The sequence below is a fragment of the Frateuria sp. YIM B11624 genome (assembly GCF_049727805.1).
In the GTDB taxonomy this organism is placed as follows: domain Bacteria; phylum Pseudomonadota; class Gammaproteobacteria; order Xanthomonadales; family Rhodanobacteraceae; genus Frateuria_A.
In genome coordinates this window covers 48,005-72,040 of the sequence record NZ_JBCNYA010000015.1, presented here as the reverse complement: position 1 = coordinate 72,040, position 24,036 = coordinate 48,005, and the positions used below count along the sequence as shown (strand labels likewise).

At 68.9% G+C, this 24,036-nt stretch carries 23 protein-coding genes; 7 read left to right on the top strand and 16 right to left on the bottom strand.

Going from position 1 to position 24,036, the window contains the following annotated elements; genetic code table 11:
• Positions 1–31: 31 nt before the first annotated feature.
• The 3 genes from AAIL17_RS09615 to AAIL17_RS09605 all read right to left on the bottom strand — a co-directional run bounded on the left by AAIL17_RS09615 (position 32) and on the right by AAIL17_RS09605 (position 5,087).
• Positions 32–1,975, bottom strand: coding sequence for a potassium transporter Kup (locus tag AAIL17_RS09615; protein WP_424682613.1), 1,944 nt, complete (start codon positions 1,973–1,975; stop codon positions 32–34).
• 115 nt (positions 1,976–2,090) lie between these two features.
• Complete coding sequence (locus AAIL17_RS09610) at positions 2,091–4,169, bottom strand: putative bifunctional diguanylate cyclase/phosphodiesterase (RefSeq protein ID WP_424682612.1); 2,079 nt, start codon at positions 4,167–4,169, stop codon at positions 2,091–2,093.
• A 501-nt stretch (positions 4,170–4,670) separates the two neighbouring features.
• Entirely contained in the window at positions 4,671–5,087 is a 417-nt protein-coding gene (locus AAIL17_RS09605) for a hypothetical protein (protein ID WP_424682611.1), read from the bottom strand.
• Positions 5,088–5,252: 165 nt separating this feature from the next.
• Here AAIL17_RS09605 and AAIL17_RS09600 point away from each other — a divergent pair, with 165 nt between their 5' ends.
• Positions 5,253–5,762 (top strand): cupin domain-containing protein, encoded by a 510-nt coding sequence (locus AAIL17_RS09600; RefSeq protein WP_424682610.1) that lies wholly within the window; start codon positions 5,253–5,255, stop codon positions 5,760–5,762.
• Here the strand turns inward: AAIL17_RS09600 and AAIL17_RS09595 are convergent.
• A complete protein-coding gene (locus AAIL17_RS09595) occupies positions 5,759–6,646 on the bottom strand; it encodes an NAD(P)H-hydrate dehydratase (protein ID WP_424682609.1) in 888 nt (295 codons plus the stop codon). The genes AAIL17_RS09600 and AAIL17_RS09595 overlap by 4 nt on opposite strands.
• Positions 6,643–7,413 carry a histidine phosphatase family protein gene (locus AAIL17_RS09590; protein ID WP_424682608.1) on the bottom strand — a complete coding sequence of 257 codons (771 nt, stop codon included), beginning with the start codon at positions 7,411–7,413 and terminating at the stop codon, positions 6,643–6,645. The genes AAIL17_RS09595 and AAIL17_RS09590 overlap by 4 nt, the downstream gene beginning before the upstream one ends.
• A gap of 246 nt (positions 7,414–7,659) precedes the next feature.
• Between AAIL17_RS09590 and AAIL17_RS09585 the strand changes: the two genes are divergently transcribed.
• On the top strand, positions 7,660–7,887 hold the full coding sequence (locus tag AAIL17_RS09585; protein WP_424682607.1) for a hypothetical protein: 228 nt from the start codon (positions 7,660–7,662) through the stop codon (positions 7,885–7,887).
• 82 nt (positions 7,888–7,969) lie between these two features.
• Here the strand turns inward: AAIL17_RS09585 and AAIL17_RS09580 are convergent, their stop codons facing one another.
• From AAIL17_RS09580 to miaA, 7 genes are all read right to left on the bottom strand, one after another.
• Positions 7,970–9,262 (bottom strand): adenylosuccinate synthase, encoded by a 1,293-nt coding sequence (locus tag AAIL17_RS09580; protein WP_424682606.1) that lies wholly within the window; start codon positions 9,260–9,262, stop codon positions 7,970–7,972.
• A gap of 61 nt (positions 9,263–9,323) precedes the next feature.
• The gene (locus AAIL17_RS09575; RefSeq protein ID WP_424682605.1) at positions 9,324–9,509 is read right to left on the bottom strand and encodes a DUF2065 domain-containing protein; all 186 of its coding nucleotides are present in this window, start codon (positions 9,507–9,509) and stop codon (positions 9,324–9,326) included.
• A gap of 4 nt (positions 9,510–9,513) precedes the next feature.
• Positions 9,514–10,380 carry a protease modulator HflC gene (gene hflC / locus AAIL17_RS09570; protein WP_424682604.1) on the bottom strand — a complete coding sequence of 289 codons (867 nt, stop codon included), beginning with the start codon at positions 10,378–10,380 and terminating at the stop codon, positions 9,514–9,516.
• On the bottom strand, positions 10,377–11,417 hold the full coding sequence (gene hflK, locus AAIL17_RS09565; RefSeq protein ID WP_424682603.1) for an FtsH protease activity modulator HflK: 1,041 nt from the start codon (positions 11,415–11,417) through the stop codon (positions 10,377–10,379). Before hflK ends, hflC begins: the two co-directional genes overlap by 4 nt.
• A gap of 242 nt (positions 11,418–11,659) precedes the next feature.
• Positions 11,660–12,994: a ribosome rescue GTPase HflX gene (gene hflX, locus AAIL17_RS09560; RefSeq protein WP_424682602.1), complete on the bottom strand. Its 1,335-nt coding sequence runs from the start codon at positions 12,992–12,994 to the stop codon at positions 11,660–11,662.
• Positions 12,995–13,159: 165 nt separating this feature from the next.
• Positions 13,160–13,429 carry an RNA chaperone Hfq gene (hfq, locus tag AAIL17_RS09555; protein ID WP_424682601.1) on the bottom strand — a complete coding sequence of 90 codons (270 nt, stop codon included), beginning with the start codon at positions 13,427–13,429 and terminating at the stop codon, positions 13,160–13,162.
• A gap of 148 nt (positions 13,430–13,577) precedes the next feature.
• Entirely contained in the window at positions 13,578–14,516 is a 939-nt protein-coding gene (gene miaA, locus AAIL17_RS09550) for a tRNA (adenosine(37)-N6)-dimethylallyltransferase MiaA (protein WP_424682600.1), read from the bottom strand.
• Positions 14,517–14,678: 162 nt separating this feature from the next.
• On the opposite strand from miaA, the gene AAIL17_RS09545 reads away from it, so the two are divergent.
• The 3 genes from AAIL17_RS09545 (at position 14,679) to kbl (ending at position 17,364) form a co-directional block, all read left to right on the top strand.
• Complete coding sequence (locus AAIL17_RS09545) at positions 14,679–14,930, top strand: hypothetical protein (RefSeq protein WP_424682599.1); 252 nt, start codon at positions 14,679–14,681, stop codon at positions 14,928–14,930.
• Between the two features lie 78 nt (positions 14,931–15,008).
• Positions 15,009–16,043, top strand: coding sequence for an L-threonine 3-dehydrogenase (gene tdh, locus AAIL17_RS09540; protein ID WP_424682598.1), 1,035 nt, complete (start codon positions 15,009–15,011; stop codon positions 16,041–16,043).
• A gap of 124 nt (positions 16,044–16,167) precedes the next feature.
• Entirely contained in the window at positions 16,168–17,364 is a 1,197-nt protein-coding gene (gene kbl, locus AAIL17_RS09535) for a glycine C-acetyltransferase (protein ID WP_424682597.1), read from the top strand.
• Positions 17,365–17,434: 70 nt separating this feature from the next.
• Here kbl and AAIL17_RS09530 read toward each other — a convergent pair whose 3' ends face one another.
• Positions 17,435–18,187: a hypothetical protein gene (locus AAIL17_RS09530; protein WP_424682596.1), complete on the bottom strand. Its 753-nt coding sequence runs from the start codon at positions 18,185–18,187 to the stop codon at positions 17,435–17,437.
• Between the two features lie 105 nt (positions 18,188–18,292).
• Here AAIL17_RS09530 and AAIL17_RS09525 point away from each other — a divergent pair, with 105 nt between their 5' ends.
• Positions 18,293–19,180: a LysR family transcriptional regulator gene (locus AAIL17_RS09525; protein ID WP_424682595.1), complete on the top strand. Its 888-nt coding sequence runs from the start codon at positions 18,293–18,295 to the stop codon at positions 19,178–19,180.
• On the opposite strand, the gene AAIL17_RS09520 is transcribed toward AAIL17_RS09525, so the two are convergent.
• The 3 genes from AAIL17_RS09520 to AAIL17_RS09510 form a co-directional block, all read right to left on the bottom strand.
• Positions 19,167–19,919, bottom strand: a complete 753-nt coding sequence (locus AAIL17_RS09520; protein WP_424682594.1) for a pseudouridine synthase — start codon at positions 19,917–19,919, stop codon at positions 19,167–19,169. The two genes, AAIL17_RS09525 and AAIL17_RS09520, sit on opposite strands and share 14 nt — an antisense overlap.
• 154 nt (positions 19,920–20,073) lie before the next feature.
• Complete coding sequence (locus AAIL17_RS09515; protein ID WP_424682593.1) at positions 20,074–21,219, bottom strand: OmpA family protein; 1,146 nt, start codon at positions 21,217–21,219, stop codon at positions 20,074–20,076.
• A gap of 335 nt (positions 21,220–21,554) precedes the next feature.
• Entirely contained in the window at positions 21,555–23,006 is a 1,452-nt protein-coding gene (locus AAIL17_RS09510) for a bifunctional 2-methylcitrate dehydratase/aconitate hydratase (RefSeq protein ID WP_424682592.1), read from the bottom strand.
• A gap of 315 nt (positions 23,007–23,321) precedes the next feature.
• On the opposite strand from AAIL17_RS09510, the gene AAIL17_RS09505 reads away from it, so the two are divergent.
• Entirely contained in the window at positions 23,322–23,999 is a 678-nt protein-coding gene (locus AAIL17_RS09505; RefSeq protein WP_424682591.1) for a TerC family protein, read from the top strand.
• Positions 24,000–24,036 lie beyond the last annotated feature (37 nt).

The window sequence follows — 24,036 nt, the reverse complement described above, 5'->3', positions numbered from 1 at the left end:
CCTACGGTAAAACATCGGCCCAGGCGACGTCCTAGATCTCCACCCGCGAGCCCAGCTCGACCAGCCGGTTGCCGGGAAGCCTGAAGAACGCCGTGGCCGGCAGGGCGTTGCGCGCCATGACCGTGAACACGGCATCCCGCCAGCGCGCCGGACCCGGGCGGCGGACGCCGGCCACGACGGTTTCGCGCGACAGGAAGAAGGTCGTGTCCATCAGGTCGAAACGGATGCCGGCGCGGCCGCCGTCGGCCAGCGCCGCGGGCACGTCCGGATCCTCGGCAAAACCGAAACGCAGCCGCAGCCGTGCGAAGCCGCCTTCGAGCGGCTCCCACGCCAGCCGCTCGTCGATGCCGGCGGTCGGCGTATCCAGGCTCTCGACCGTCAGCAGCACGTTGCGCTCGTGCAGCATCTTGTTGTGCTTGAGGTTGTGCAGCAGCGACGTCGGCACCACGCCGGGGTCGGCCACCAGGAACACCGCCGTGCCCGGCACCCGCAACGGCGGATGCGCCGCCAGGCTCGCCAGGAACGGCGCCAGCGCCAAGCCGCCCTGGCGGATCTCGCGCGCCATCCGTTCGCGGCCGCCCCGCCAGGTGGCCATCGCGGCGAACACGCACAACCCCAGCGCCAGCGGGAACCAGCCGCCATGTTCGATCTTGACGAGGTTGGCGCTGAAGAAACCCAGGTCCACTACGAGCAGTCCCGCGCCGGTCGCGAGCACCGCCGTCCGGCTCCAACGCCACTGGTAGCGCGCCACGACGAGCGCCAGCAGCGTAGTGGCCACCATCGTTCCGGTGACGGCGATGCCGTAGGCCGCGCCGAGGTTGTCCGAGGAGCGGAAGCCAAGCACCGCCGCCGCGATCAGCACCAGCAGCATGCGGTTGATCCACGGCACGAACACCTGGCCGGACAGCCGCCGCGAGGTATGCACCACCCGCATGCGCGGCATGTAGCCCAGTTGCACGGCCTCGCGGGTCATCGAGAAGGCCCCGGAAATCACCGCCTGCGAGGCGATCACCGCCGCCGTGGTGGCCAACGCGATCATCGGATAAAGCAGCGGTCGCGGAACCAGGTGATAGAACGGATTGGCAACGGCGCCCGGATCGGCCAGCACCAGCGCGCCCTGGCCGAAGTAGTTGAGCACTAGCGCCGGCAGCACGAAGTTGAACCAGGCCAGCCGGATCGGCTTCTTGCCGAAGTGCCCCATGTCCGCATAAAGCGCCTCGGTGCCGGTCACGGCGAGCACCACCGCGCCCAGTGCGAAGAACGCCTGGGCGTGGTTGCGCAGGAAGAAGTCGACGCCGTAAGCCGGGCTGAGCGCCAGCAACACCGAGGGATTGCGCACGATGCCCAGCGCGCCGAGCCCCGCGATCGCGAGGAACCACACCGCGCACACCGGCCCGAACACGGCGCCGATGCGCGCCGTGCCGTGTTTCTGCAGCCAGCACAGGGCGACGATCACCGCCAGCGTAACCGGCACCACCCAGCGTTCCAGCGCGGGCGTCGCCACCTGCAGGCCTTCGACCGCCGAGAGCACCGAGATGGCGGGCGTGATCACCCCGTCCCCATAGAACAGCGCCGCACCGAACAGGCCGAGGACGACCACCGCCCGGCGCAGGCGCGGCGCGTGGCGCACGCTGCGCTGGGCCAGCGCCATCAACGCCATGATGCCGCCCTCGCCCTTGTTGTCGGCGCGCATGATGAACAACACGTACTTCACCGACACCACGATGATCAGCGACCAGAACACCAGGCTGAGCGCGCCCAGCACGTTCTGTGGCGTGGCCGGCACGCCATGTGCGCCGAACACCTCCTTCAGCGTGTACAGCGGGCTGGTGCCGATGTCGCCGTAGACGACGCCGATGGCGCCGAGGGCCAGCGCCGCAAGATGCGACCTGTCCGACGTGCCCGGCCGCCCATCATCGGAATGGGCGCCGGACGAGGGAGCGGAAGCCAGGCGGAAGGAAGGGAGTGGAGGCATGGGCGAGGCGCGTGGAGAGACACGCGCACTCTAGGAACCGCGCCATAACAACGGGATAGCGCGCCTGTCCCGGCGCGCAAAATCCGCGTAAAAATCACCCGCGGACCGTGGCCGGCTAGGCCAGCGCGAAGTCGCCGGACAGGCAATGCCGTTCGAACTCGGCGGCCGGCATCGGCCGGGCCAGCAGGTAACCCTGGACCTGGTCGCAGCCCAGTGCGCGCAAGACCTCGGCCTGGGCGTGCGTCTCGACGCCTTCGGCCACCACTTCCATGCCCAGCGTGTGCGCGAGTTCGATGATCGCGGCGATGATCGCGCGCGGCTCGTGGCCGCCCTCGTCCAGCGCCTGCACGAAGAACTGGTCGATCTTCAGCTGACGTACCTGGAACTTCTGCAGGTAGGCCAGGCTGGAGTAGCCGGTGCCGAAGTCGTCGATGGCGAAGTCGAAGCCGTGCGCGCGGAAGTCGCGCAGGATCGCGGTGGTGCGCTCGGCGTCGCGCATGGCCATGCTCTCGGTGACCTCGAACATGATCTGCGAGGTGTGCAGTCCGGCCTCGCCGACGATGCCGGCTGCGACCTCCACCAGCCCGGGCTGCTGGATCTGCATCGGCGAGAGGTTGATCGCGATGCGCACGGTCGAGAGCCCGCGGTCGCGCCAGTCGCGCAGCTGGCGGCAGGCCTCGCGGATCACCCATTCGCCCAGCCGCGCGATCTGCCCGCTGCGCTCGGCCACGCCGATGAACTCCAGCGGCGACACCGCGCCCAGTTCCGGGTGGCACCAGCGCAGCAGCGCCTCGGCGCCGACCAGGGCGCCGGTGTCGCCGTGGTGCTTGGGCTGGAAGTGCAGCGAGAGGCTGCCGTCCTCCACCGCCGTCTGCAGGCCGCGCTGGATCTTCAGCACGCGCACCGCGCGCTCGCGCATGGAGGCGTCGTAGCAGCGATAGCCGTTGCGGCCGCCATCCTTCGCGTCGTACATGGCCGCGTCGGCGTGCGCGATCAGGTCTTCCACGCTATCGCCGTCGTGCGGGTAGAACGCCAGGCCGATGCTGGGCGTGACGCTCAGCTCGGTGCCGCGCACGGCGAAGCTGTCCTGCATCAGCGCGATGAGCTGCTGCGCGATGCGCAGCGCCGACTCCGGGCTGCGCATGTGTTCCAGTACCGCCACGAACTCGTCGCCGCCCATGCGCGCCAGGCTGTCCGGGTGCAGCACACTGGCCAGACGCGCGGCTACTGCGCGCAGCAGTTCGTCGCCGAAGCCGTGGCCGAGCGTGTCGTTGATGGTCTTGAAGCCGTCCAGGTCGATGTACAGCACGGCCAGGTGGCCATGGCCGGCACGCGCGCGCGCCAGCGCCCGCTCCATCCGCTCGGCCAGCAGGTGGCGATTGGGCAGGCCGGTCAGCGGATCGTGCGTGGCCAGGTGGTGCAACTGGTGGTTGAGCGTGTCGAGCGAGCCGGACAGGCGCTGGGTGCGGATGTACAGCCGCGTCACCAGCTCGGACACGATCAACGCGGCGCCCATCGACAGCACGGCGACCAGGCTGACCACGCTGCCCAGCCAGATGGTGCCCGGCGAATCCTCCGGCGAGAGCATCGGCTGGCCGGCGTATGAAAGCCGCGTGGACAGGTCCAGCAGCACGCAGATGAGCAATCCCATCGGCACGGACAGGAGCGCGCGCAAGCCCATCCGGCGAGCCTTCGCGCGCGGGCGGAACCCATGCATCAGGCGCAGGCCGCAGGCCACCCCGAAGGTGCACAGGACCACCCAGCCGAGCCATACCGTCGGCTTGTAGCGGGTGCCGCCACCGAGGTTCAATGCGCCTTCGCTGGCCATGTGCACGAAGGCCACGCCGATGCCCAGCGCCAGCGAGCCGGCCAGCCAGCGGGCCCGCCCCAACGTGGGGCAGTCGGCCACCCACAGCAGGCCCAGGCCCACCGCCAGTGCGGCCAATCCCGAGGCCACGCTCAGCAACGGATCGAACGTCCCGACCGCCTGCGGCAGGCGCGCCAGCATGCCGACGAAGTGCACCGACCACAGGCCCAGGCCCAGCATCCAGGCGCCGACGCCGTACCAGATGCCCCGGTGCAGCGGCGTGCGCGAGGCGGCGATGCGGGCGGTGGCGTCGACGGCCTGATAGGCGATCAGGCTGCCGATGAGCAGCGAGAAAAGCTCCAGACTCAGGCGATAGCTACCGACCATGGCGCACTCGAAGCCGACAAGCCGGCACTTCCCGCGTTAGCGGCCGGGGATGGGGATTCTTTAGATGCTGCGGGCTTGCTCGGTCAGGCGGGACCGGCCACTTTTGGAGCAGCACGGACCGCGTTTTGCAGTTCCAGCCCCCCATGGACAGGCAGCCGGCAGCCCTCCGGCAGCGCATGCATCCAGGACATGCGCCTAATGCTCGAGCGCGTCTCCGCGCATCGCCGGAGACTCCGCGTGCGCGCCGGGGGCGAACATCGGCGGCACGCCTCCGGGCGCGGCTGCACCCTTCGCCCAGAGAGGTGGCGGGAGCCGGATATCGGGATGGGGACCTTCCGCCGGCGGACGGGAGGTAACCAGGGACTCGTCGTCGTGCATGGCGGGTTCCGGTGTGGCGGTCCCGGCACTATGCCGCCGCGCCAGTGCAGCGCGCGTGTGCGGGATGGCAAGGCAACGCCGACACGCGCGTACGCCTGCTTCCCGAGAAACGCGCGGCCCGGCTCAGGCCCTTCCACCACGGCTGGGCGCACCCGGCGGTGGATCGAGTCCGCCGGCCTGGCCGCCGACGCCATGGCCCTTGGTGGAACCCACCCCGCTTTCGCGCTGCTTGCGTTCCTGGATGTGCTGGGCGCGGTCCTGGCCGACGCCGCCGGTCTGGTAGGTGGGGCCGGTTTCCGGCTCGGGCAGGATCGCCTCCGGGTCGAGCGGCTCGCCCGTCGCCTTCCGTGCGTGCGGATCGCCGAAGCCGTGGTGCGGGCGCATCTGCCCGGTGCCGCTTTCGCCGCCGGTGCCACCCGCGGGCTCGATCGCCTCCCGGGCCTCGCCCTCGTCCTGGATCTGGCTTCGCCCGGCGCGCTTGCCGATGGCGTCCTGGAGGTTGGCATTGGTGCGGCCGCGCGGGTCGTCGATGCTGCCCATGGGGTTCTCCCGTTCCGGATGGCTGGCACGATCCTGCCCGAGCAAAGGTCAGCAGGGCGTGCAGCGACGATGGCCGGCGCGTTAGGCAATCCATACACATGGCGCGCAAATCGTGCACATCTGGCGCGCGAAGCTCGGCCAACGCATCGTGCAGAGGCCGATCCCATGCAGACCGAAGCCTTCCGGCTCGCCCGCCACGACTGGGTGCCCAACCATCCGCACCTGCCCGTGCTGCTCTATCGCCAGGCGCTGGCCGAGCTGGACGGAGACGACAGCGCCGCCGCCATCGAGCAGCGCTTCGACCGCAACGGCTGGCCGCCGCAGTGGCGTTCGGGCGTCTACGATTTCCACCACTACCACTCCACCGCCCACGAGGTGCTCGGCGTGGCCAAGGGCGCGGCGCGCCTGGTGCTGGGCGGACCGGGCGGACGCGAGGTCGAGGTGAGCGCCGGCGACGTCGCCCTGTTGCCGGCCGGCACCGGCCACCGCAGCCTTTCCTCCAGCGACGACTTCCTGGTGGTGGGCGCCTATCCGCCAGGACAGAAGTGGGACATCTGCCGCGAGGCGCCGGACCAGACCATGCTCGAACGCATCGCGCAGCTGCCCTTCCCTGCCTGCGACCCGGTGATGGGCGAGCAGGGTCCGATGCTCGCGTGCTGGAGTGCGCCGTCCTAGGCGGTCCGCCGCGGGCACTGGATGCGGTCGAGGATGCCGGGCACGGGCGTGGCGATTTCGCGCGCCAGGAAGCCGAGCGAGCCCATCGAAGTTTCGAGCGTGCGCCCGGCTTCGCCATGCGCGAACACGCCCCACAGCGCCGCCTGCACCGGATCGCCGCAGCGCGCGGCCAGCCCCGCGATCAACCCCGCCAGCACGTCGCCCGAGCCGGACGTGCCCAGCCCATGGCAGCCGCCGGGGTGGATCCATAGCCGGCCGTCCGGTGCCGCGATGTAGGTGGTGGCGCCCTTGAGCACCAGCACGCTGCGTGTACGTTTCGCGAAGGCGCGCGCCAGCGCCTGCGGCTGCTGTTCCACCTGTTCCTTCTCGCGGCCGCACAGCTTGGCCATCTCGCCCGCATGCGGGGTGAGCACGAACGGCTTGCCGGGCGGCGCGCGCAGCTCGGGCGAGAGGGCGCCGGCGTCGAGCACCAGCATGCCCCGCGCATGGCGGACCACCCGCTGCACCAGCGTGGCGGTGGCCGGCGAGGGGCTCATGCCCGAACCGATCAGTGCCGCATCGCAACCGACCAGTGCGTCGTCCAGCGCCGCACTGCCACGCGTGATGTTGCCCTGCGCGTCGACCGGCAGCCCGAGCACCAGCGCCTCGGGCACGGCGAGCGCGAAGGACGGCGCCACGTCCTGCGCGGTCGCCACCTGCAGCTTGCCGGCACCGGCGCGCAGGGCGGCGGTACCGGCGAGCAATACCGCGCCGGGCACGCGGCTGGAGCCGCCGATCACCAGCACCCGGCCACGCTGCTCCTTGCCGCCATCCGGATCGGGCAAGGGCATGCTGCGCAGGAGCCGCGCAGCCAGGCGCCGCGGCTTCGCGCCCTCGGCGTTCATCGCGCGCCCTTGGGCCGGTCCGATTCGATGGTCACCGGCGATCCGGCTTCCACCAGCGGCGCGACGAAGTTGGTGCGTTCGAGCACCAGGCCGCCACCGTCCGCCGCCTCGACGTACTCGGTGATGCCGCAGTTGGGCACGTCGCCGTTGCGGTCGATCGCCAGGATGGTGCCCTCGTCCATGCGCTCGATCAGGTAACGGAAGCAGTTCACTATCACCTGGTGGGCGACGATCATCACCCGCTCGCCCGCGTGGTTGCGCTGCAGATCGCCGAGCATGCTGCGCAGGCGCAACACCACGTCGCACCAGCTCTCGCCGCCGGGCGGGCGGAAGTAGAACTTGCCGACCAGTTGGCGCTGCTCGGCCAGCTCGGGGAACTTGGCGCGGATGCCGGCGCGGGTGTAGCGGTCGAGCACGCCGAACTCCTTCTCGCGCAGGCGCTCGTCCACCACCACTTCGTCGCCTACGCGCCCGAGCGCGGCGGCCACCGCCACGGCGGTCTCGCGCGCCCGCCTGTATGGCGAGGCCATGAAGGTGGTGGGCCGGTCCTGCTCGGGCAGCGCGCGCGCCCATGCCCCCAGCGCCTGCGACTGTTCCAGGCCCAGCGGCGACAGCGGCACGTCGGCATCGCGGTGCTTGAGATCGATCAAAGGCGCGCCGGAAGCTTCCGCGCGGTCGCGCGCGACGTTCCCCGCACTTTCGCCGTGCCGGATGATCCACAAACGCCGGGGCCAGCCGACGTTGCCCTGTATGACCGCTGCAGCCACGCGCTTCTCCCGTTCGATGGAACGAGCTTTGGCACGGGCCGCGTGAATGACCGGTCGACCGGCCGCTGCTCCGGCGCGCCATCCCGGTCCCGGCCGCCGCACGCCTGAGCTTTTTGCTAGCGCCAGTTAGACAACGGCCTCACGGTCGCTCGGCCAACATCATCCCTGCGATCGGCGGTCCTGCGGCCGACCGTTCGCACCGCGTGCCGAGCCCACCCGCGCCTGACCGTCGAACGAGAACCCGCCATGCGACATCCCCTGCAACTGCGCTGCAACCAACTGGAGCGCTCGATGCGCGCCCTGCACGACGAATGCGACCGCCTGATGCGCGAGAACGCGTTGCTGCGCGAACGGATGCAGGGCACCGGCCAGGCGGTGCAGCAGCTCGACGACGAGCTGGCGCGCATCGCCTCCGGAGTGGAGGCGGAGTCCGATCCCTTCGTGATCCGCGCCTCGTCGATGCGGATGTACTGAGCGGTACCGACCGCAGCAGAGCCTCCCATCGAAACGAAAAAGCCCCACCGAGGCGGGGCTTTCGTGGCTTGCGCGTGGCCGCTCAGGCGAATGGATCGTCCAGCACGATGGTGTCGTCGCGGTCGGCGCCGGTGGCGACGATGGCCAGGCGGCAGCCAGACAACTCCTCTACCGCGCGCAGGTAGGCACGCGCGGCGGCCGGCAGCTTGTTCCAGTCGCGGATGCCGGCGGTGGATTCCTCCCAGCCCGGAAACTCCAGGTACACCGGCTTGCACTCGGCCCAGCCGTCGGCGTCCAGCGGCGCCAGCTCGCGGCGCTTGCCGCGGTATTCGTAGGCCACGCAGACCTTGATCGACGGCAGGCCATCGAGCACGTCCAGCTTGGTGATCGCCAGGCCGTTGATGCCGTTGATCTGCACCGCGCGCTTCAAGGCCACCAGGTCGATCCAGCCGCAGCGGCGCGGACGGCCGGTGCTGGCGCCGAACTCGTTGCCGACCTTGCGCAGGCGCTCGCCCATCTCGTCCTCGAGCTCGGTCGGGAACGGGCCACCGCCCACGCGCGTGGCGTAGGCCTTGCAGATGCCCAGCACATAGTCGATGTCGCAGGCGCCCACGCCGGTGCCGGCCAGCGCGCCGCCGACGGTGGTGTTGGACGAGGTGACGTAGGGATAGGTGCCGTGGTCGATGTCCAGCAGCGCGCCCTGCGCGCCTTCGAACAGGATGTTGCCGCCTTCCTTGCGCACGTCGTGCAGGATGGTGGCCACGTCGTCGACCAGCGGGCGGATGTATTCACCCCAGGCCAGCGCGTCGTCGAGCACCTTCTGGTAGTCGACCGGCTCGCTTTTAAGCCACTGGGTCAGGATGAAGTTGTGGTACTCGACCGCGGCCTTGATCTGCGCCGGGAGTTCGTGCGGGTACATCAGATCGGCCACGCGGATCGAGCGGCGGGCGACCTTGTCCTCGTAGGCCGGGCCGATGCCGCGGCCGGTGGTGCCGATCGCGCTCTTGCCGGCCGCCGCCTCGCGCGCCTTATCGACCGCGATGTGGTACGGCATGATCAGCGGCGTCGCCGGGCTGATCTTCACGCGCGGGCGCACGTCCACGCCCTGCGCCTCGAGCTCGGCGATCTCGTTGATCAGCGCCTCGGGCGAGAGCACCACGCCGTTGCCGATCAGGCACAGCGCGTCGTCGCGCAGGATGCCCGAGGGGATCAGGTGCAACACGGTCTTCTTGCCCTTGATCACCAGCGTATGGCCGGCGTTGTGGCCGCCCTGGAAGCGCGCCACGGCACTGACCCGCTCGGTCAGCAGGTCGACGATCTTGCCCTTGCCTTCGTCGCCCCACTGGGCTCCAAGGATGACGACTGACTTGCCCATGAAAGTTCTCGCTCGTTGGGTGCTCCCGCAGGAGCCGTGAGTGTGGGAAACAGGAAAAGCTTCAGCGCACCAGTTGCAGCACGGCGAGCCCGGCGATCACCGCCACCGCGCCGAACACGCGCAGCGTGCGCGGCCTGAGCTCCAGCGCCTGGCGCACCATCGACTGCCAGTGGCGCGGGGCGGCGAACAGCATCAGGCCTTCGAGCACCAGCACCAGGCACAGCGCGAGGGTGAGTTCGTGCGGCATGGCTTCAGCGCTTGGCGGCGCCGTTCTCGAAATAGCGCAGCAGTTCCGAGTCGGGCTTGAGCACCAGCGTGCCCTTGCCATCGGCGAAACCCTGCTTGTACGCCGACAGGCTTCGATAGAACGCGAAGAACTCGGGATCCTGGCCATAGGCCTGCGCGTAGATCGCCGCCGCCTGGGCGTCGCCCTGGCCGCGCACGGTCGCCGCGTCGCGCTCGGCATCGGCGCGCAGCACCTGGCCCTGGCGGTCGGCATCGGCCTTGATCTTCTCGGCCAGCTCCTGGCCGGTATAGCGCAGCTCGTTGGCCAGTTGCAGGCGCTCGGCACGCATGCGCTTGTAGACCGACTCGCTCACTTCCTCGGGCAGATCGATGCGCTTGATGCGTACGTCGACCACGGCGATGCCCAGGTTCCTGCGCGCGATGGTGTCGGTCTGCTTGCGCACGCGCTCGGTGATGTCCTTGCGGCCGCCGGCGATCAGGTCCTGCAGGGTGCGCGAATTGAACTCGAAGCGCAGCGCGTCCTTCACCACCGGGCTCAGCCGCTGTGCCGCCTGGTTGGCGTCGCCGCTGGTGGCGCGGTAGTAGGCGGCGTTGTCGGCGATCTTCCACTTCACGTAGAAGTCGACATTGACGCTCTTCTTCTCTGAGGTGAAGTAGCGCTCCGGCGGCGCATCCAGGCCCTGGATGCGGCTGTCGAAACGCACCACCTGCTGGATCAGCGGCGCCTTGAAGTGCAGACCGGGCGCGTAGTCGGTCTGCACGATGCGGCCGAACTGCAGCAGCAGCGCGCTCTGCCCCTCGCGCACCACGAAGGCGCTGTTGAGGCCCAGCAGTACCAGCAGTACCGCGATCACGATGCCGACGATCTTCATGGCTGGCTCCCCTTGTCGGCGGCGTCATCGGTGGTGACGGTGGCGGCGGTCGCAGGGCTGGCCGCCGGGGCGGGCGGCAGATTGATGATGGTGCGGCCGCCGGAGCCGTCGATCACCTTGCGGTTGCCGGCCATCACCTGCTCCATCGTTTCCAGCCACAGGCGCTTGCGGGTCACTTCCGGCGCGGCCTTGTATTCCTTCAGCAACAGGTCGAAGCGCGCGGCGTCGCCTTGCGCACGGGCGACGCGCTCGGCCTTGTAGCCGGCCGCCTCGGCGGCTATGCGCGAGGCGTCGCCGCGGGCCACCGGCACCACCTTGTTGGCGTAGGCCAGCGCACCGTTCTCGATGCTCTGCTTGTCCTCGCGCGCCTTGTTGACGTCGTCGAAGGCGTCCTTGACCTCGGCCGGCGGCGACACGTTCTGGAAGCTCACCGCGGTGACCTGCAGGCCGCAGTGGTAGCCGTCGAGGGTCTTCTGCAGGGCCTGGCTGGCCTCGCCGACCAGCGCGGCGCCTTCGCCGGAGAGGATCGTGTCCATGTCGCTGCGGCCGATCACCGAGCGCACGGCAGCCTCGGACGCCGCGGCGATGGTGTCTTCAACGTCATCCACCGCGAACAGGTAGGCGCGCGCATCGGACACCTGGTACTGCACGGTGAAGTCGATGGTGATGATGTTTTCGTCGCGGGTGAGCATGCGCACGCTGTCCTGCAGCGAGCGCACGCGGGTGGTCTCCACCTTGGTCACCGTCTCGACCGGCTGCGGCAGCTTGAAGTGGAAGCCCGGCGGCAGCGTGCGGCTGTACTGGCCGAAGCGCAGCACCACGCCGGCCTGGCGGGCGTCGATGACGGTGGCGCTGCTGAGCAGCAGCCAGGCCAGCACCAGCGCCAGCACGATGGTGATGATGCCGCCGGGGCCGCCATGCTTGCCGAGGCGTGCGCGCAGCCGCTTGAGGGCATCGTCGAGGCCCTGGTTGCCGCCGCCGGGGCGCTTGTTGCTCCAGGGATCGCGCTGGCCGTTGCCGGGCTCGTTCCAGGCCATCTCAGTCTCCTCGGGGCAAGGGGCAGGCCGGCGGGAGGGGCCGGTGGATGCGTTGCAGAATCAGGGCCATAGAGCGCAGCGTCGAGGTCGGGGTGGGTGAATCGCGGCGCGCCGCGATCGATCTCGGTGCGGGCGGACGAACGCCGCACAAACGCCGGTTAGTCTAGCAGAGGTGAATTGGCGCGTGGCCTGGTGGGCATTCCCGCGCGGCCGGTGCGGCCTCTGTCCGTGGGGAGCGGCAGCTACGGCGCGTCCGGCGAACCCAGCACGTCGCGCAGCAGCGCGGCATCCTGCGGATGGCCGCCGCCCAGCGGCGCGATCACGCTGCGCGGCGCATCGATCTGCAGGCGCCAGCCGTGCTCGTCCACCGATTCCCCGGCGATGGCGCCGGCGGCGCGCAGGCGCGCATGCAGGCGCCCGGCCGAAAGCGGCAGTTGCAACTCGGTCTGCACGCGCTCGCCGCCGAGCCGCTCGCCCAGGGCCTGGCGCAGCAGCTCCAGTCCTTCGCCGGTACGGGCGGAAAGCCAGACCTGGGTGGGCCGGCCCTCGCCGTCGCGCACGATGCGCGGCTCGGTGCCGGGGCGGGCGCCGGCCTCGCCTTCCCGCAGCACATCGATCTTGTTCATCACATGGAGTTGCGGCACGTCGCCGGCGCCGATCTCCTCCAGCACGCCGTCGACCACGCGGTGCAACCGCTCGCGCTCCTCGTCGGCCGCGTCGCTGACGTGCAGCAACAGGTCGGCGTCGCGTGCCTCGGCCAGGGTCGCGCGGAAGGCGGCCACCAGGTCGTGCGGCAACTCGCGGATGAAGCCCACAGTGTCAGCGAGCACCGCCGGGCCGCAGGACAGGTCCTCGATCTTGCGCACGGTCGGGTCGAGCGTGGCGAACAGCAGGTTCGCGGCGAACACGTCGCCTTCGGTCAGCGCATTGAACAAGGTGGACTTGCCGGCGTTGGTGTAGCCGACCAGCGCCACCCGCGGCACCGTGTTGCGCAGGCGCGCGCGGCGCTGCTGGGTGCGCTGCACCTGCACCCGCTCCAGGCGCCGGGTGAGCATCTTCACGCGCTCGCCGAGCAGGCGGCGGTCGGTTTCCAGCTGCGTTTCGCCGGGGCCGCGCAGGCCGATGGCGCCGCCGCGCTGGCGCTCCAGGTGGGTCCAGCCGCGCACCAGCCGCGTGGCCAGGTGCTTGAGCTGGGCCAGCTCCACTTCCAGCTTGCCTTCGTGCGAGCGGGCGCGCTGCGCGAAGATATCCAGGATCAACCCGGCACGGTCGACCACGCGCACGGCGAGCAGCTTTTCCAGGTTGCGCTCCTGCACCGGGGTCAGCAGATGGTCGACCAGGACCACGTCCGCTTCGGTGGCGCGCACGGCCTCGGCGACCTCTTCGGCCTTGCCGGTGCCGATGTAGTAGCGGGGGTTGGGGTCCTCGACGCGCGCGGCGACGCTGGCGAGCACCTCCGCACCGGCCGAACGCACCAGTTCGGCGAACTCCTCCGCGCGGCGGGCGGCGTCGCCCTCGCCGCGGGCGTGCGGCAGGACGAGTACGGCGCGTTCGCCTTTCTTTTGTCTATCGAACACTAGGTTGGCGTGGCCTGTGGATGCATGCCGTCGGCGCAGCGCCGGTGGCTGGGGTCGGGGGCGGCATTGTATGCCGATCGCCGCCCCCACGACGGCAAGGCCGCATGCGCGACCGCCGCCGACGGGCCAGGCAACCCGCCGGCGGCATGCAACGCCTTGCCTGGGTCAGTCCTCGCCCTCGGCGGACGTGGCGTGTGCGTCGACGTGGCCTTCGTGGCCGTTGCCCATGCGCACGTTGCGGCTGGGTACGACGGTGGAGATGGCGTGCTTGTAGACCATCTGGCTCACCTGGTTGCGCAGCAGCACCACGAACTGGTCGAACGATTCGATCGTTCCCTGCAGCTTGATGCCGTTGACCAGGTAGATGGCGACCGGAACGCGCTCACGGCGAAGTGCGTTGAGAAACGGATCCTGCAATGACTGCCCTTTGGACATGTTGTTGTACCCCCTCGCGAACCTGCGCGGGCCGGAGAAAAGTCGCGCACGTGGCGACCGGCCCAAGTCGAGGGGATATTAACCGCTTTTAAATGGCGGGCGGAAGCTGGGGAACCGCGACGCATGCCGCTTTTGCCAGAAGCGGCCTCTACAGGAACAGATCCAGCGCGCGGCAGGCACGGCCGGGCAGGTCCGCCTGGTCCGGATCGAGCACGCGCGCGTCCAGTTCCGCGCGCAGCCAGGTGATCTGCCGCTTGGCCAGCTGGCGGGTGGCGAAGATGCCCTTGTCGCGGAAGGTCGCCGTATCGGTGATGCCGTCCAGGTGCTCCCAGGCCTGGCGGTAACCGACCGCGCGCAGCGCCGGCAGGCCCGGATCCAGGTCACCGCGCGCGCGCAGCGCACGCACCTCGTCCAGGAAGCCCGCCGCCAGCATGGCGTCGAAGCGTTGCTCGATGCGGGCATGCAGTTCGCCGCGGTCGGCCGGCAGCAGCGCCAGCTTGAGCACGCGCCAGGGAAAACGCTCGCCGCTGCCGCCGGTCTGCTGACCGGAAAGCGGCCGGCCGGTCAGCTCGATCACTTCCAGCGCGCGCTGCAGGCGCTGGGCGTCGTTGGGACCGATGCGCGCCGCGGCGACCGGATCCAGCGTGGCCAGCCGCGCATGCAATGCGGGCCAGCCATGCACGGCCGCCTCGCCGGCCAGGCGCGCGCGGATTCCGGGTGCCGCATCGGGCAATGCCGAAAGTCCACGCTGCAGCGCACGGAAATACAGCCCGGTGCCGCCGACCAGCAGCGGCACGCGGCCCTGTGCCTGGATGCGCGCCATGGCGGCCAGCGCATCGGCGCGGAAGTCGGCCGCCGAGTAAGGCTCGGCCGGATCGCGCAGGTCCAGCAGCGCGTGCGGGTGTCGCGCCAGCGTGGCGGCATCGGGTTTGGCGGCGCCGATGTCCAGCCCGCGATAGACCAGCGCCGAGTCCACGCTCACCAGTTCCACCGCAAAGCGCTCGCGCAGCGCACAGGCCAGCGCGGTCTTGCCCGATGCGGTCGGGCCCATCAGGAATACGGCAGGCGGGCGCGCATCGGCAGGCATCGGCGCATTGTAGGTGGCGCGCGCAGGGACTCCACCGCGGCGTGGAAAAGCTTCTTCGAGTGAAGTGGATCACGTTCTCGGGGGTGCCTTGCCCGCCAGCGGCTTGCCTGCGCACCTGCGGGGGCGCACCATCGACATACGGCGACACATAGAATTCACGCCATGGCGCACCGAATCGACGCGGAACACGACCAGGAAGGTGGGCACGGGGCTGTCATCAGTCATCGTCCAGGCGCTGCCGCGCCCGCAGCCAGCGTCCGTCCGGCGGCCCAGCCCGTTCCCCTGCGCCCCGCGCAGGAGGAGCCAGAGGCGAGCCGCAAGCCGATCTGGGACAAGAACAACTTCGGCTTCTGGCTGACGGTGTGCGTCCTCATCAGCCTGGCCTTCTCGATCGTCTGGCGCTCGCTCGGCTGAGTTGCACGGCCGGCTTCGCGGCGGCCCTATAATCATCGTCTTCCCCGCCCGCCTTCGCGGGCCAGACGATGGTGTCCCATGCCGCAGACGATGAAAGCCCTGGTCAAGCGCAAGCCCGAACAGGGCATCTGGATGGAAGAGGTGCCGGTTCCGCAGATCGGCCCCAACGAGGTGTTGATCAAGGTCGAGAAGACCGCCATCTGCGGCACCGACCTGCACATCTACAAGTGGGACGAATGGTCCCAGCGCACGATCCCGCAGGGCCTGACCATCGGCCACGAGTTCGTCGGCCGCATCGCCGAACTCGGCAGCGCGGTGACCGGCTACAAGGTGGGCGACCGCGTCTCGGCCGAGGGCCACATCGTCTGCGGGCACTGCCGCAACTGCCGCGCCGGCCGCCAGCACCTGTGCCCCAACACGGTGGGCATCGGCGTCAACCGCAATGGCGCCTTCGCCGAGTTCGTTGCGGTGCCGGCCTCCAATCTCTGGCCGATTCCCGACCAGATCCCATCGGAGCTGGCCGCCTTCTTCGATCCCTACGGCAACGCCGCGCACTGCGCGCTCGAGTTCGACCTGATCGGCGAGGACGTGCTGATCACCGGCGCCGGCCCGATCGGCATCATCGCCGCAGGCATCGCCAAGCACGTGGGCGCACGCAACGTAGTGGTCACCGACGTCAACGACTACCGCCTGAAACTGGCCGCCGACATGGGCGCCACCCGCGTGGTCAACGTGGCCAACCAGTCGCTGCGCGAGGTGGTCAAGGACCTGCACATGGAAGGCTTCGACGTGGGCCTGGAAATGAGCGGCAACCCGCGCGCCTTCAACGACATGCTCGACGTGATGTACCACGGCGGCAAGATCGCCCTGCTGGGTATCCAGCCCAAGGGCGCGGGTATCGACTGGGACAAGGTGATCTTCAAGGGGCTCACCCTGCAGGGCATCTACGGCCGGCGCATGTACGAGACCTGGTACAAGATGACCCAGATGGTGCTGACGGGCTTCCCGCTGCAGAAGGTACTGACCCACCAGATCGCCATCGACGATTTCCAGAGGGGCTTCGACCTGATGGACGCCGGCCAGTGCGGCAAGGTGGTCTGCTCCTGGACCTGAGCCAGGGCTGCCATCCGCGCCACCAACCGCCTTTTTGCCGGATGTCGTTCTCGCCTGTCCAGGATGTGATGTCCGGGCCGGCGCACTTCGCCCTTGCCGCCGCATTCGAGACTGGAGACCCACCGTGACCTACACCGCCCGCGACCGCTACGCCGCCGAACTGGAGTCCATCCGCGAGCAGGGCCTGTTCAAGGGCGAGCGCATCATCGTCTCGCCGCAGTCCGCGGAGATCGAGCTGGCCAACGGCCGCAAGGTGCTCAACTTCTGCGCCAACAACTACCTGGGGCTGGCCGACCACCCGGACGTGATCGCCGCCGCCAAGCACGCGCTGGACACGCACGGCTTCGGCATGGCCTCGGTGCGCTTCATCTGCGGCACGCAGGACCTGCACAAGCAGCTCGAGGCGAAGATCGCCGCATTCTTCGGCACCGAGGACACCATCCTCTACGCCGCCTGCTTCGACGCCAACGGCGGCCTGTACGAGCCGCTGCTGGGCGAGGAGGACGCGATCATTTCCGATGCGCTCAACCACGCCTCGATCATCGACGGCATCCGCCTGTGCAAGGCCAAGCGTTTCCGCTACGCCAACTGCGACATGGCGGACCTGGAAAAGCAGTTGCAGGCGGCCGACGCCGCCGGCGCGCGCACCAAGCTGATCACCAGCGACGGCTCGTTCTCCATGGACGGCTTCATCGCGCCGCTGGACCGGATCACCGCCTTGGCGAAGAAATACAACGCGATGGTGCACATCGACGAATGCCACGCGACCGGCTTCCTCGGCGCCACCGGCCGCGGTTCGGCCGAGGTGCATGGCGTGATGGACCAGATCGACCTCTTCACCGGGACGTTGGGCAAGGCGCTGGGCGGCGCACTGGGCGGCTTCACCACGGGCCCTAAGGAAGTGATCGAGCTGCTGCGCCAGCGCTCGCGGCCCTATCTGTTCTCCAACTCGCTGCCGCCACATGTGGTGGCCGCCGCGATCAAGGTAGTCGACATGCTGGTCTCGGCTGGCGAGCTGCGCACGCGGGTGCAGGACAACACCGCCTACTTCCGCAAGGCGATGACTGAAGCCGGTTTCGACATCAAGCCGGGCGTGCACCCGATCGTGCCGGTGATGATCTACGACGCGCCCAAGGCGCAGGCGATGGCCGCCGCATTGCTGGAGGAAGGTATCTACGTCACCGGCTTCTTCTATCCGGTGGTGCCGCAGGGCCAGGCGCGCATCCGCACGCAGATGAGCGCGGCGCATACCCGCGAGCACCTGGACCGCGCGATCGCCGCGTTCACCAAGATCGGCAAGCAGCTTGGCGTGATCGGCTGAGCAGGCCCCGTCCGCCGGCCCTGCCGCCGTTTGGCCGCAGGGCCAGGCGCGCACGCCCGGCACGTCGTCCTCATTTGTTCCCTGGAGGGAACAGGCTCAGTTCGGGGCGATAGCGCCACGTTTCGGTCTCCGCCGAGCGCACGGCCGAGGCATAGTCCGCCAGCGCGGCATCGTTGCCCGCCAGCAAGCCGGCAACGTCGAGGTCGAAGCGATCGAAGCTGGCCCAGTCCTCGCGCGAAACCATCAACATGTATTGCGGGGTCTCGCCGCCGGCAACCAGCCGGTACCAGGTGTGCACCGGCGCGCCGGGCGACGATGCCAGTGGGTGGCGCGTCGCGCGCACCGCGCGTTCGAAGCGCGCCTCGGCTCCGGGGCGCAGGTGGAACACGGTTACCTGGACCGTCGCGGCTGGCGTGCCCTGCTCCAGCGGCGTGCCGGTGCCCAGTCCGGGCAGCAGCGCGTAGGTGGGCCGCGCCAGCGGAGTGGCAAGCGGCAGTACGTTCGCCTCCGCATCGGTCGCGTCGCCAGCCGGATCCACCCGGTGGTCGAACGCGGCGAAGGGCCGTCCCACGCTGGCGTCCACGAACTGGCCGGCACGGGGTCCATCGACAATGGTCCAGCCGTACCAGACGAGTGGATCGCGATGCTGCCGATGCCAATCCAGGTGCCGGCGGTAACCCTGTTCGAAAGCCTGCTGCATGCCGGCCATGGGGCGGTAGAAATAGAAGTGCGCCGCGCCTCCCTCCTTGGCGGCAAGCGAAGAGGCGGCGGACAACAGCGCCAGGGCCAGCAGTCCCCGTCGAACGGAATGGCGAATCGGCATGGCAAGCTCCGTTGAAAAGCATGATGGCTGCAGTGTCGGCTTGTCCCTCACCGGCGGCCATGCGAATCTTTTTGACGCCCGCGAAAAACGTTTTGAGGCGACGTCGTGAACCTGGAACTGCGCTACCTTCCCGCTTTCCGCGCCGTCTGCGAGACGGGCAGCCTGCGCGCGGCCGCCGCGGTCATGCACCGCACCGAGCAGGCGGTGAGCTACCAGCTCAAGCGGCTGGAGGAACGCCTCGGCACGACCTTGTTCGACCGTGGTGTGGGCCGCCTCGTGCCCAATGCACGCGGCAAGCGATTGCTCGACTTCTGCCGCGACATGCATCGCGACTGGTCGCGTGTGCTCGATGAACTGGACGATCCGGCAGACAGAGACACGCTGCTGCGCATCGCCGCCGTCAGCGGCTTCGGCCGCTACGTGCTGCTTCCGATGTTCCGTGACGGCCCGCTCGCGGAGGTGGCGCTGCGCATGCATTACCCGGCGGCTCCGCAAGTAATGCGCAGCGTCGCGGACGGCACCGCGGACCTTGGCTTCGTGCATTGCCCGCAGCCGTCCGGGTCGCTCGCGTGCGAGGTCATTACCGAGGAGGAACTGGTCCTTGTCGCGCCCGCCGGCGTGAATCCCTCCCCGCTGGAGCAACTGCCCGCGCAATCCTTCGTCACCTACGACGAGAGCGACTACGTGTTCGCCACCTGGTTCGCACAGGTAAGCGGCACGGCCACGCCCATCCTGCGATGCACGGCGCACTTCGAGGAACTGGAAGAAGTGCTCGAATGGGTGGCGGATGGGCGGGGGCTGTCGATCGTGCCGGCAGACTGCGCCGCGGCAGCCGTCGCCGACGCCAAGCTCGCCCTGCTGCGCTGGCCGGGACGGCGTTGCTCCAATGCCATCTACGCCGTGCGCGACCCGGCGGTCACGCTGCCATCCGCTGCGGAAACGCTGCTGCATCTGCTGCGGACGCGTGAGGGCATGGCGCTCAGCGTCGCCTGAGCGCGACGACCTCGTCTTCCGTCAGGTGCCGCCACTGCCCCTTGGGCAGGTCTCCCAGCACAAGCGGGCCGATCGCCACGCGGACCAGCCGCAGCACGCCAATTCCGTGGGCAGCGAGCAGGCGACGAATGTGCCGGTTGCGCCCCTCGTCCAGCACGATCTCCAGCCAGGCGTTCTTCCCGCCGGCGCGCAGCGGAACGACCCGGCGCGCGGCGAGCCGCTCGCCCTGGTCGATCACGCCCGCGCGCAACCGCTCCAGCAACGCCTCTTCCGGAATGCAATCGACCTGCACGTGGTAGGTCTTGTCGCAGTGCATGGCGGGATCGGTGATGCCGGCAGCCCAAAGGGTGTCGTTGCTCAACAGCAGCAGGCCCTCGCTGGCCTTGTCCAGCCGGCCGACCGGACCGAGCCAGGGCAGCCCGGCGGCGGCAAGCGCATCGTAAACGGTGGCGCGGCCATGCTCGTCCGCCGCGCTGACCACCAGGCCGCGCGGCTTGTTGAACATCACATAGAACGATTGCGCAACGCCGAGTGGCTGGCCGTCGACGGTGATGCCGCCCTGCCCTGCGCGCACGGGATGCTGCGGATCGCGCACCACCCTTCCTTCCAGGGCGACCCTGCCTGCGCGGATCCATCGTTCGGCCTCGCTGCGCGAACAGACGCCCTGCTTCGACAGCACGCGCGCCAATCCGTGGCGTGGGACACCGGCTGATAGGGGTGGGCGTGGAATGCGGGACATCCGGGGCAAGCGTATCGGCGCCGCGGGAGCGGTCGCAAGGATGATGGCTTCATGCCCGGCGCAGGCGGCATTCGCAGGCGACCGGCAACCTGCAGGCGAGGCAAAAGAAAAGCCCGGCCGAAGCCGGGCTTTTCCTGTTGCGTGTGCAGTCCTGTTACTGCTGGACCTGCAGTTCCGTGCGGCGGTTGCGCGCGCGGCCCGAGTCGGTGTCGTTGCTGTCGATCGGGTCGGCCTCACCATGGCCGATCGGGCCTTCCAGGCGGCTGGCATCGATGCCATGCGAGGTCAGGTAGTCGTACACGATCTTAGCGCGACGCTCGGACAGCGACTGGTTGTAGGCGTCGGTGCCCACCGAGTCGGTGTAGCCGGCGACGGTCACGTGCACCTGCGGATAACGCTGCAGGGTGTCGACGGCCTGGTCGAGGATCGCCACCGAGTCGGAGCTCGGCTCGGCCAGCGACTTGCTGATCTCGCTGGCGTCGACGTGGCCCTTCTTCGGATAATCGAACTTGAAGTTCACGCCGCGCAGGTCGATCACGACCTTCTGCGGGCAGCCATCCGGACCGACGATGGTGCCGGCGGCAGTGGCCGGGCACTTGTCGTCGCAGTCGTTCACGCCGTCGTTGTCGGCGTCCTGGGTGGAGCAGTCGTTGACCGGAGCCGGCGGCGGAGCGGCGGCCGGCTGCGGGGCAGCGGCAGGCTCACCGAAACGCGACACGATGCTGAAGCCCAGGAACCAGTCGCCGTAGCCGTCTTCCGCAGGCTGGCTCTTGTCGTCGAAGTCATAGCGGTAGCCGGTCTCGATGCGGATGTCCGAGCTCTCGGCGACGGTCTTGGACACGCCCACGCCCAGTTCGGCGGCCGGCGACCAGCCATGGTCGCCCGAGTTCAGGTGGTAGCTGCCCATCACGCCGGCGAGCACGTACGGACGCCAGGCATTCCAGTCGCCAGCGTAAAAGCGCGCGGCGACGCCGACGTTGTTGTTCGCCCAGTTGCCGCCGCCCACCGCGGTATCACGGTTGCGCTTGGTGCGGTCGAAGAACAGGTCGATGGAGGCGTTCGGAGCGACGAAACGACCAACGCCCAGGCCGTAATAGAACTGGCGGCTGTTGGTGTTGCGATCGGTGTCGTTGTAGTAACCGCCAAGGGTGGGGGCGATATACCAACGGCCGTCATAATCGCCCGTGCTGGACGTGGCGGCGGCGGCACCGGCGGCATCGGCAGTATTGTCCTGCGCGTGAACGGCACCTACGCCGCCCAGGGCCAAGGCAATAAGAAAATACAAGCCCTTACGTTTCATCAGGTGTCTCCTTCATTTATTGGTGTTCGCAGCCGTTTCACCTCATACGGACCGCGCGTCAAACTCACTTTGACTTTCTGGAAGCTTGAGCCGCCCCCTCGCTTCTGTCCCTACGGGCAAGCGGCACGGATTGTAGCAAAACCGTTAAGCCGTTCACGCCCGCGTAGGTTCCCTGGTGAGGACTTGTTCAGCAAAGCCCTTTATCCATTGCCGCCTGTGTGGCGTGGATATGGCGTGAAAATGAGAAAGCCCCGGCCGCAGCGGCCGGGCTTTCTGTGGAACGCATTACAGATGTCTGGCTGATTCAGCCGGACCGGCAATAGCGCTAACTGTCCTCAAAGCGTGAAAAGACCGAGGAAGCGCTGGATCGGCATCGCGTCGAGCGTCGCCGCGTCGGCCGTGGCCTCCAGGATGGCCTTGACGCGGTGTGCCGGCAGGTGGCCGCGCAGGGCCGCCTCGAACTTCCTGAGCAACACCGGGATGCCCTCGGCGCGGCGCTTGCGGTGACCGATCGGGTAATCGATCGAGACCTTCTCGGTGGACGATCCGTCCTTGAAGAACACCTGCACCGAATTGCCGATGTAGCGCTTGTCCGGATCGAAGTAATCCTTGGTGAACTGCGGGTTCTCGCGGACTTCCATCTTCGCGCGCAAGGCATCGATGCGCGTGTCCGCGGCGACGTCGTCGTTGTAGTCCTCGGCGGTAAGCCGGCCGAAGATCAACGGCACCGCCACCATGTACTGGATGCAGTGGTCGCGATCGGCGTAATTGGCCAGCGGGCCAGTCTTGTCGATGATGCGCACGCCCGCTTCCTGCGTCTCGATCACCACCTTCTCGATCTGGTCGATCCTGCCGGCCACCTGCGCGTGCAGCTGCATGGCGCATTCGACGGCGGTCTGCGCATGGAACTCGGCCGGGAAGCTGATCTTGAACAGCACGTTCTCCATCACGTAGCTGCCGAAGGGGCGCTCGAACTCGAACGCATTGCCCTTGAAGGCGACGTCGTAGTAACCCCAGGTCTTGGCGCTGAGCGCCGACGGGTAGCCCACCACGCCGCGGTACACCGCATTGATCGCATGGGTCACCGCACGGCGGCAGGCGTCGCCCGCGGCCCAGCTCTTGCGCGGCCCGGTGTTGGGCGCGTGGCGGTAGGTACGCAGCGCGCCGTTGTCGATCCAGCTGTGCGACACGGCGGTGGTGATCTGCTCCTTGCTGCCGCCGAGCATCGCGGTGGCGACCGCGGTCGAGGCCAGGCGCACCAGGATCACGTGGTCCTGGCCGACGCGGTTGAAGCTGTTCTTGAGCGCGTAGCAGCCCTGGATCTCGTGCGCCTTGATGGCGTAGCCGAGCACGTCGCGCACGGTGAACGGCTGGCCGCCCTCGCGTTCCGCCTTGCGGCTGAGGTAATCGGCCACCGACAGGATGGCGCCCAGGTTGTCCGACGGATGGCCCCACTCGGCCGCGAGCCAGGTGTCGTTGAAGTCGAGCCAGCGGATCTGCGTGCCGATGGCGAAAGCACCCTGCACCGGATCGAGTTCATGGCTGGTGCCCGGCACGCGGGTGCCGCCCGGCAGGTCGGCGCCCGGCACCAGCGGCCCCAGGTGCTTGACGCACTCCGGGAACTTCATCGCCAGCATCGCCGTGCCCAGCGAATCCAGCAGCATGTAACGCGCGGTGTCGTAGGCCTCCTTGGACTCGATCCGATAGTCGGCCACGTAGTTGGCGACGTCGACCATCGGCTGGTCGGGATCGGGGCGGACGGCGGAGCGGATGTCGTGGGCACTCATGGGGCTTCTCGCGGCGGGAAAAACCGCCATTGTATCCGGCCATCCGCACGACTGCCGCATCGGCCACCCTTGCAGCCGCCGCGTCCGCGGCCGACGAGCGCTTGACCGTCACCGGCGCCGCCCCGACAATCGCCACACCCAAAGGGGAGTAGTTCCGGAGCCGTCACGGCTCCGTGCGGTGGTCGTCATCACGGGCGCGTTTCGTGCCCCGGTCACCCCGGCGAGTTCCTTTCGCGAACGAGACTTTTGCGGTGGCGACGGGCCTTTGCGCGTGTCCTTCGTCATCGCCACGAGTCACGCGCGGACATCCCATCGATGGAACTCAGCGGCACCGACTTCTTCTCCGGCCTCCTGGCCATCATCCTGCTCGACCTCGTGCTCGCCGGCGACAACGCGATCGTGATCGCGCTGGCCGCACGCAACCTACCCAAGACGTTGCAGAGGAAGGCCGTTTTCTGGGGCACCTTCGGCGCCGTGGCCGTGCGCGTGGCGCTGACCGCGATCGTGGTCTACCTGCTCAAGCTGCCCGGCCTGATGCTGGCCGGCGGCCTGCTGCTGCTGCCGATCGCGTGGAAGCTGATCAAGCCGGGCGAAGAAGGCGGGCACGAGGTGGATGCCGCCAACAGTTTCTGGGCGGCGCTGCGCACCATCGTGGTGGCCGACGCGCTGATGGGGCTGGACAACGTGCTGGCGATCGCCGGCGCATCCAAGGGCCACCTGGGACTGGTGGTGCTCGGCCTGCTGATCAGCGTGCCGCTGGTGGTGTGGGGCTCGACGCTGATCCTCAAGCTGATCGAGCGCTTCCCGGTCATCGTCTACATTGGCGCAGGCGCCATCGCGTGGACGGCCGGCCGCATGATTGCCCATGATCATCTGCTGAGCGGATGGTTCGAGCCACGCCCGTGGTGCGGCTACGCGCTGGATGCGCTGCTCATTGCACTCATCTGCGGCGGCGGCTGGCTGGCGCAGCGCCGCCGGGCGCGAGCCGCCTGATGGCAAAAGCGCGGCCGCTCTCGGCCGCGCTTCTCTC

What these genes read in the sequence shown, in the direction of transcription:
- AAIL17_RS09615 (WP_424682613.1), bottom strand. Translation starts at nt 1,975, where the DNA reads ATGCCTCCACTCCCTTCCTTCCGCCTGGCTTCCGCTCCCTCGTCCGGC.
- AAIL17_RS09610 (WP_424682612.1), bottom strand. Translation starts at nt 4,169, where the DNA reads ATGGTCGGTAGCTATCGCCTGAGTCTGGAGCTTTTCTCGCTGCTCATC.
- AAIL17_RS09605 (WP_424682611.1), bottom strand. Translation starts at nt 5,087, where the DNA reads ATGGGCAGCATCGACGACCCGCGCGGCCGCACCAATGCCAACCTCCAG.
- AAIL17_RS09600 (WP_424682610.1), top strand. Translation starts at nt 5,253, where the DNA reads ATGCAGACCGAAGCCTTCCGGCTCGCCCGCCACGACTGGGTGCCCAAC.
- AAIL17_RS09595 (WP_424682609.1), bottom strand. Translation starts at nt 6,646, where the DNA reads ATGAACGCCGAGGGCGCGAAGCCGCGGCGCCTGGCTGCGCGGCTCCTG.
- AAIL17_RS09585 (WP_424682607.1), top strand. Translation starts at nt 7,660, where the DNA reads ATGCGACATCCCCTGCAACTGCGCTGCAACCAACTGGAGCGCTCGATG.
- AAIL17_RS09580 (WP_424682606.1), bottom strand. Translation starts at nt 9,262, where the DNA reads ATGGGCAAGTCAGTCGTCATCCTTGGAGCCCAGTGGGGCGACGAAGGC.
- AAIL17_RS09575 (WP_424682605.1), bottom strand. Translation starts at nt 9,509, where the DNA reads ATGCCGCACGAACTCACCCTCGCGCTGTGCCTGGTGCTGGTGCTCGAA.
- hflC (WP_424682604.1), bottom strand. Translation starts at nt 10,380, where the DNA reads ATGAAGATCGTCGGCATCGTGATCGCGGTACTGCTGGTACTGCTGGGC.
- hflK (WP_424682603.1), bottom strand. Translation starts at nt 11,417, where the DNA reads ATGGCCTGGAACGAGCCCGGCAACGGCCAGCGCGATCCCTGGAGCAAC.
- hfq (WP_424682601.1), bottom strand. Translation starts at nt 13,429, where the DNA reads ATGTCCAAAGGGCAGTCATTGCAGGATCCGTTTCTCAACGCACTTCGC.
- miaA (WP_424682600.1), bottom strand. Translation starts at nt 14,516, where the DNA reads ATGCCTGCCGATGCGCGCCCGCCTGCCGTATTCCTGATGGGCCCGACC.
- AAIL17_RS09545 (WP_424682599.1), top strand. Translation starts at nt 14,679, where the DNA reads ATGGCGCACCGAATCGACGCGGAACACGACCAGGAAGGTGGGCACGGG.
- tdh (WP_424682598.1), top strand. Translation starts at nt 15,009, where the DNA reads ATGCCGCAGACGATGAAAGCCCTGGTCAAGCGCAAGCCCGAACAGGGC.
- AAIL17_RS09530 (WP_424682596.1), bottom strand. Translation starts at nt 18,187, where the DNA reads ATGCCGATTCGCCATTCCGTTCGACGGGGACTGCTGGCCCTGGCGCTG.
- AAIL17_RS09520 (WP_424682594.1), bottom strand. Translation starts at nt 19,919, where the DNA reads ATGTCCCGCATTCCACGCCCACCCCTATCAGCCGGTGTCCCACGCCAC.
- AAIL17_RS09515 (WP_424682593.1), bottom strand. Translation starts at nt 21,219, where the DNA reads ATGAAACGTAAGGGCTTGTATTTTCTTATTGCCTTGGCCCTGGGCGGC.
- AAIL17_RS09510 (WP_424682592.1), bottom strand. Translation starts at nt 23,006, where the DNA reads ATGAGTGCCCACGACATCCGCTCCGCCGTCCGCCCCGATCCCGACCAG.
- AAIL17_RS09505 (WP_424682591.1), top strand. Translation starts at nt 23,322, where the DNA reads ATGGAACTCAGCGGCACCGACTTCTTCTCCGGCCTCCTGGCCATCATC.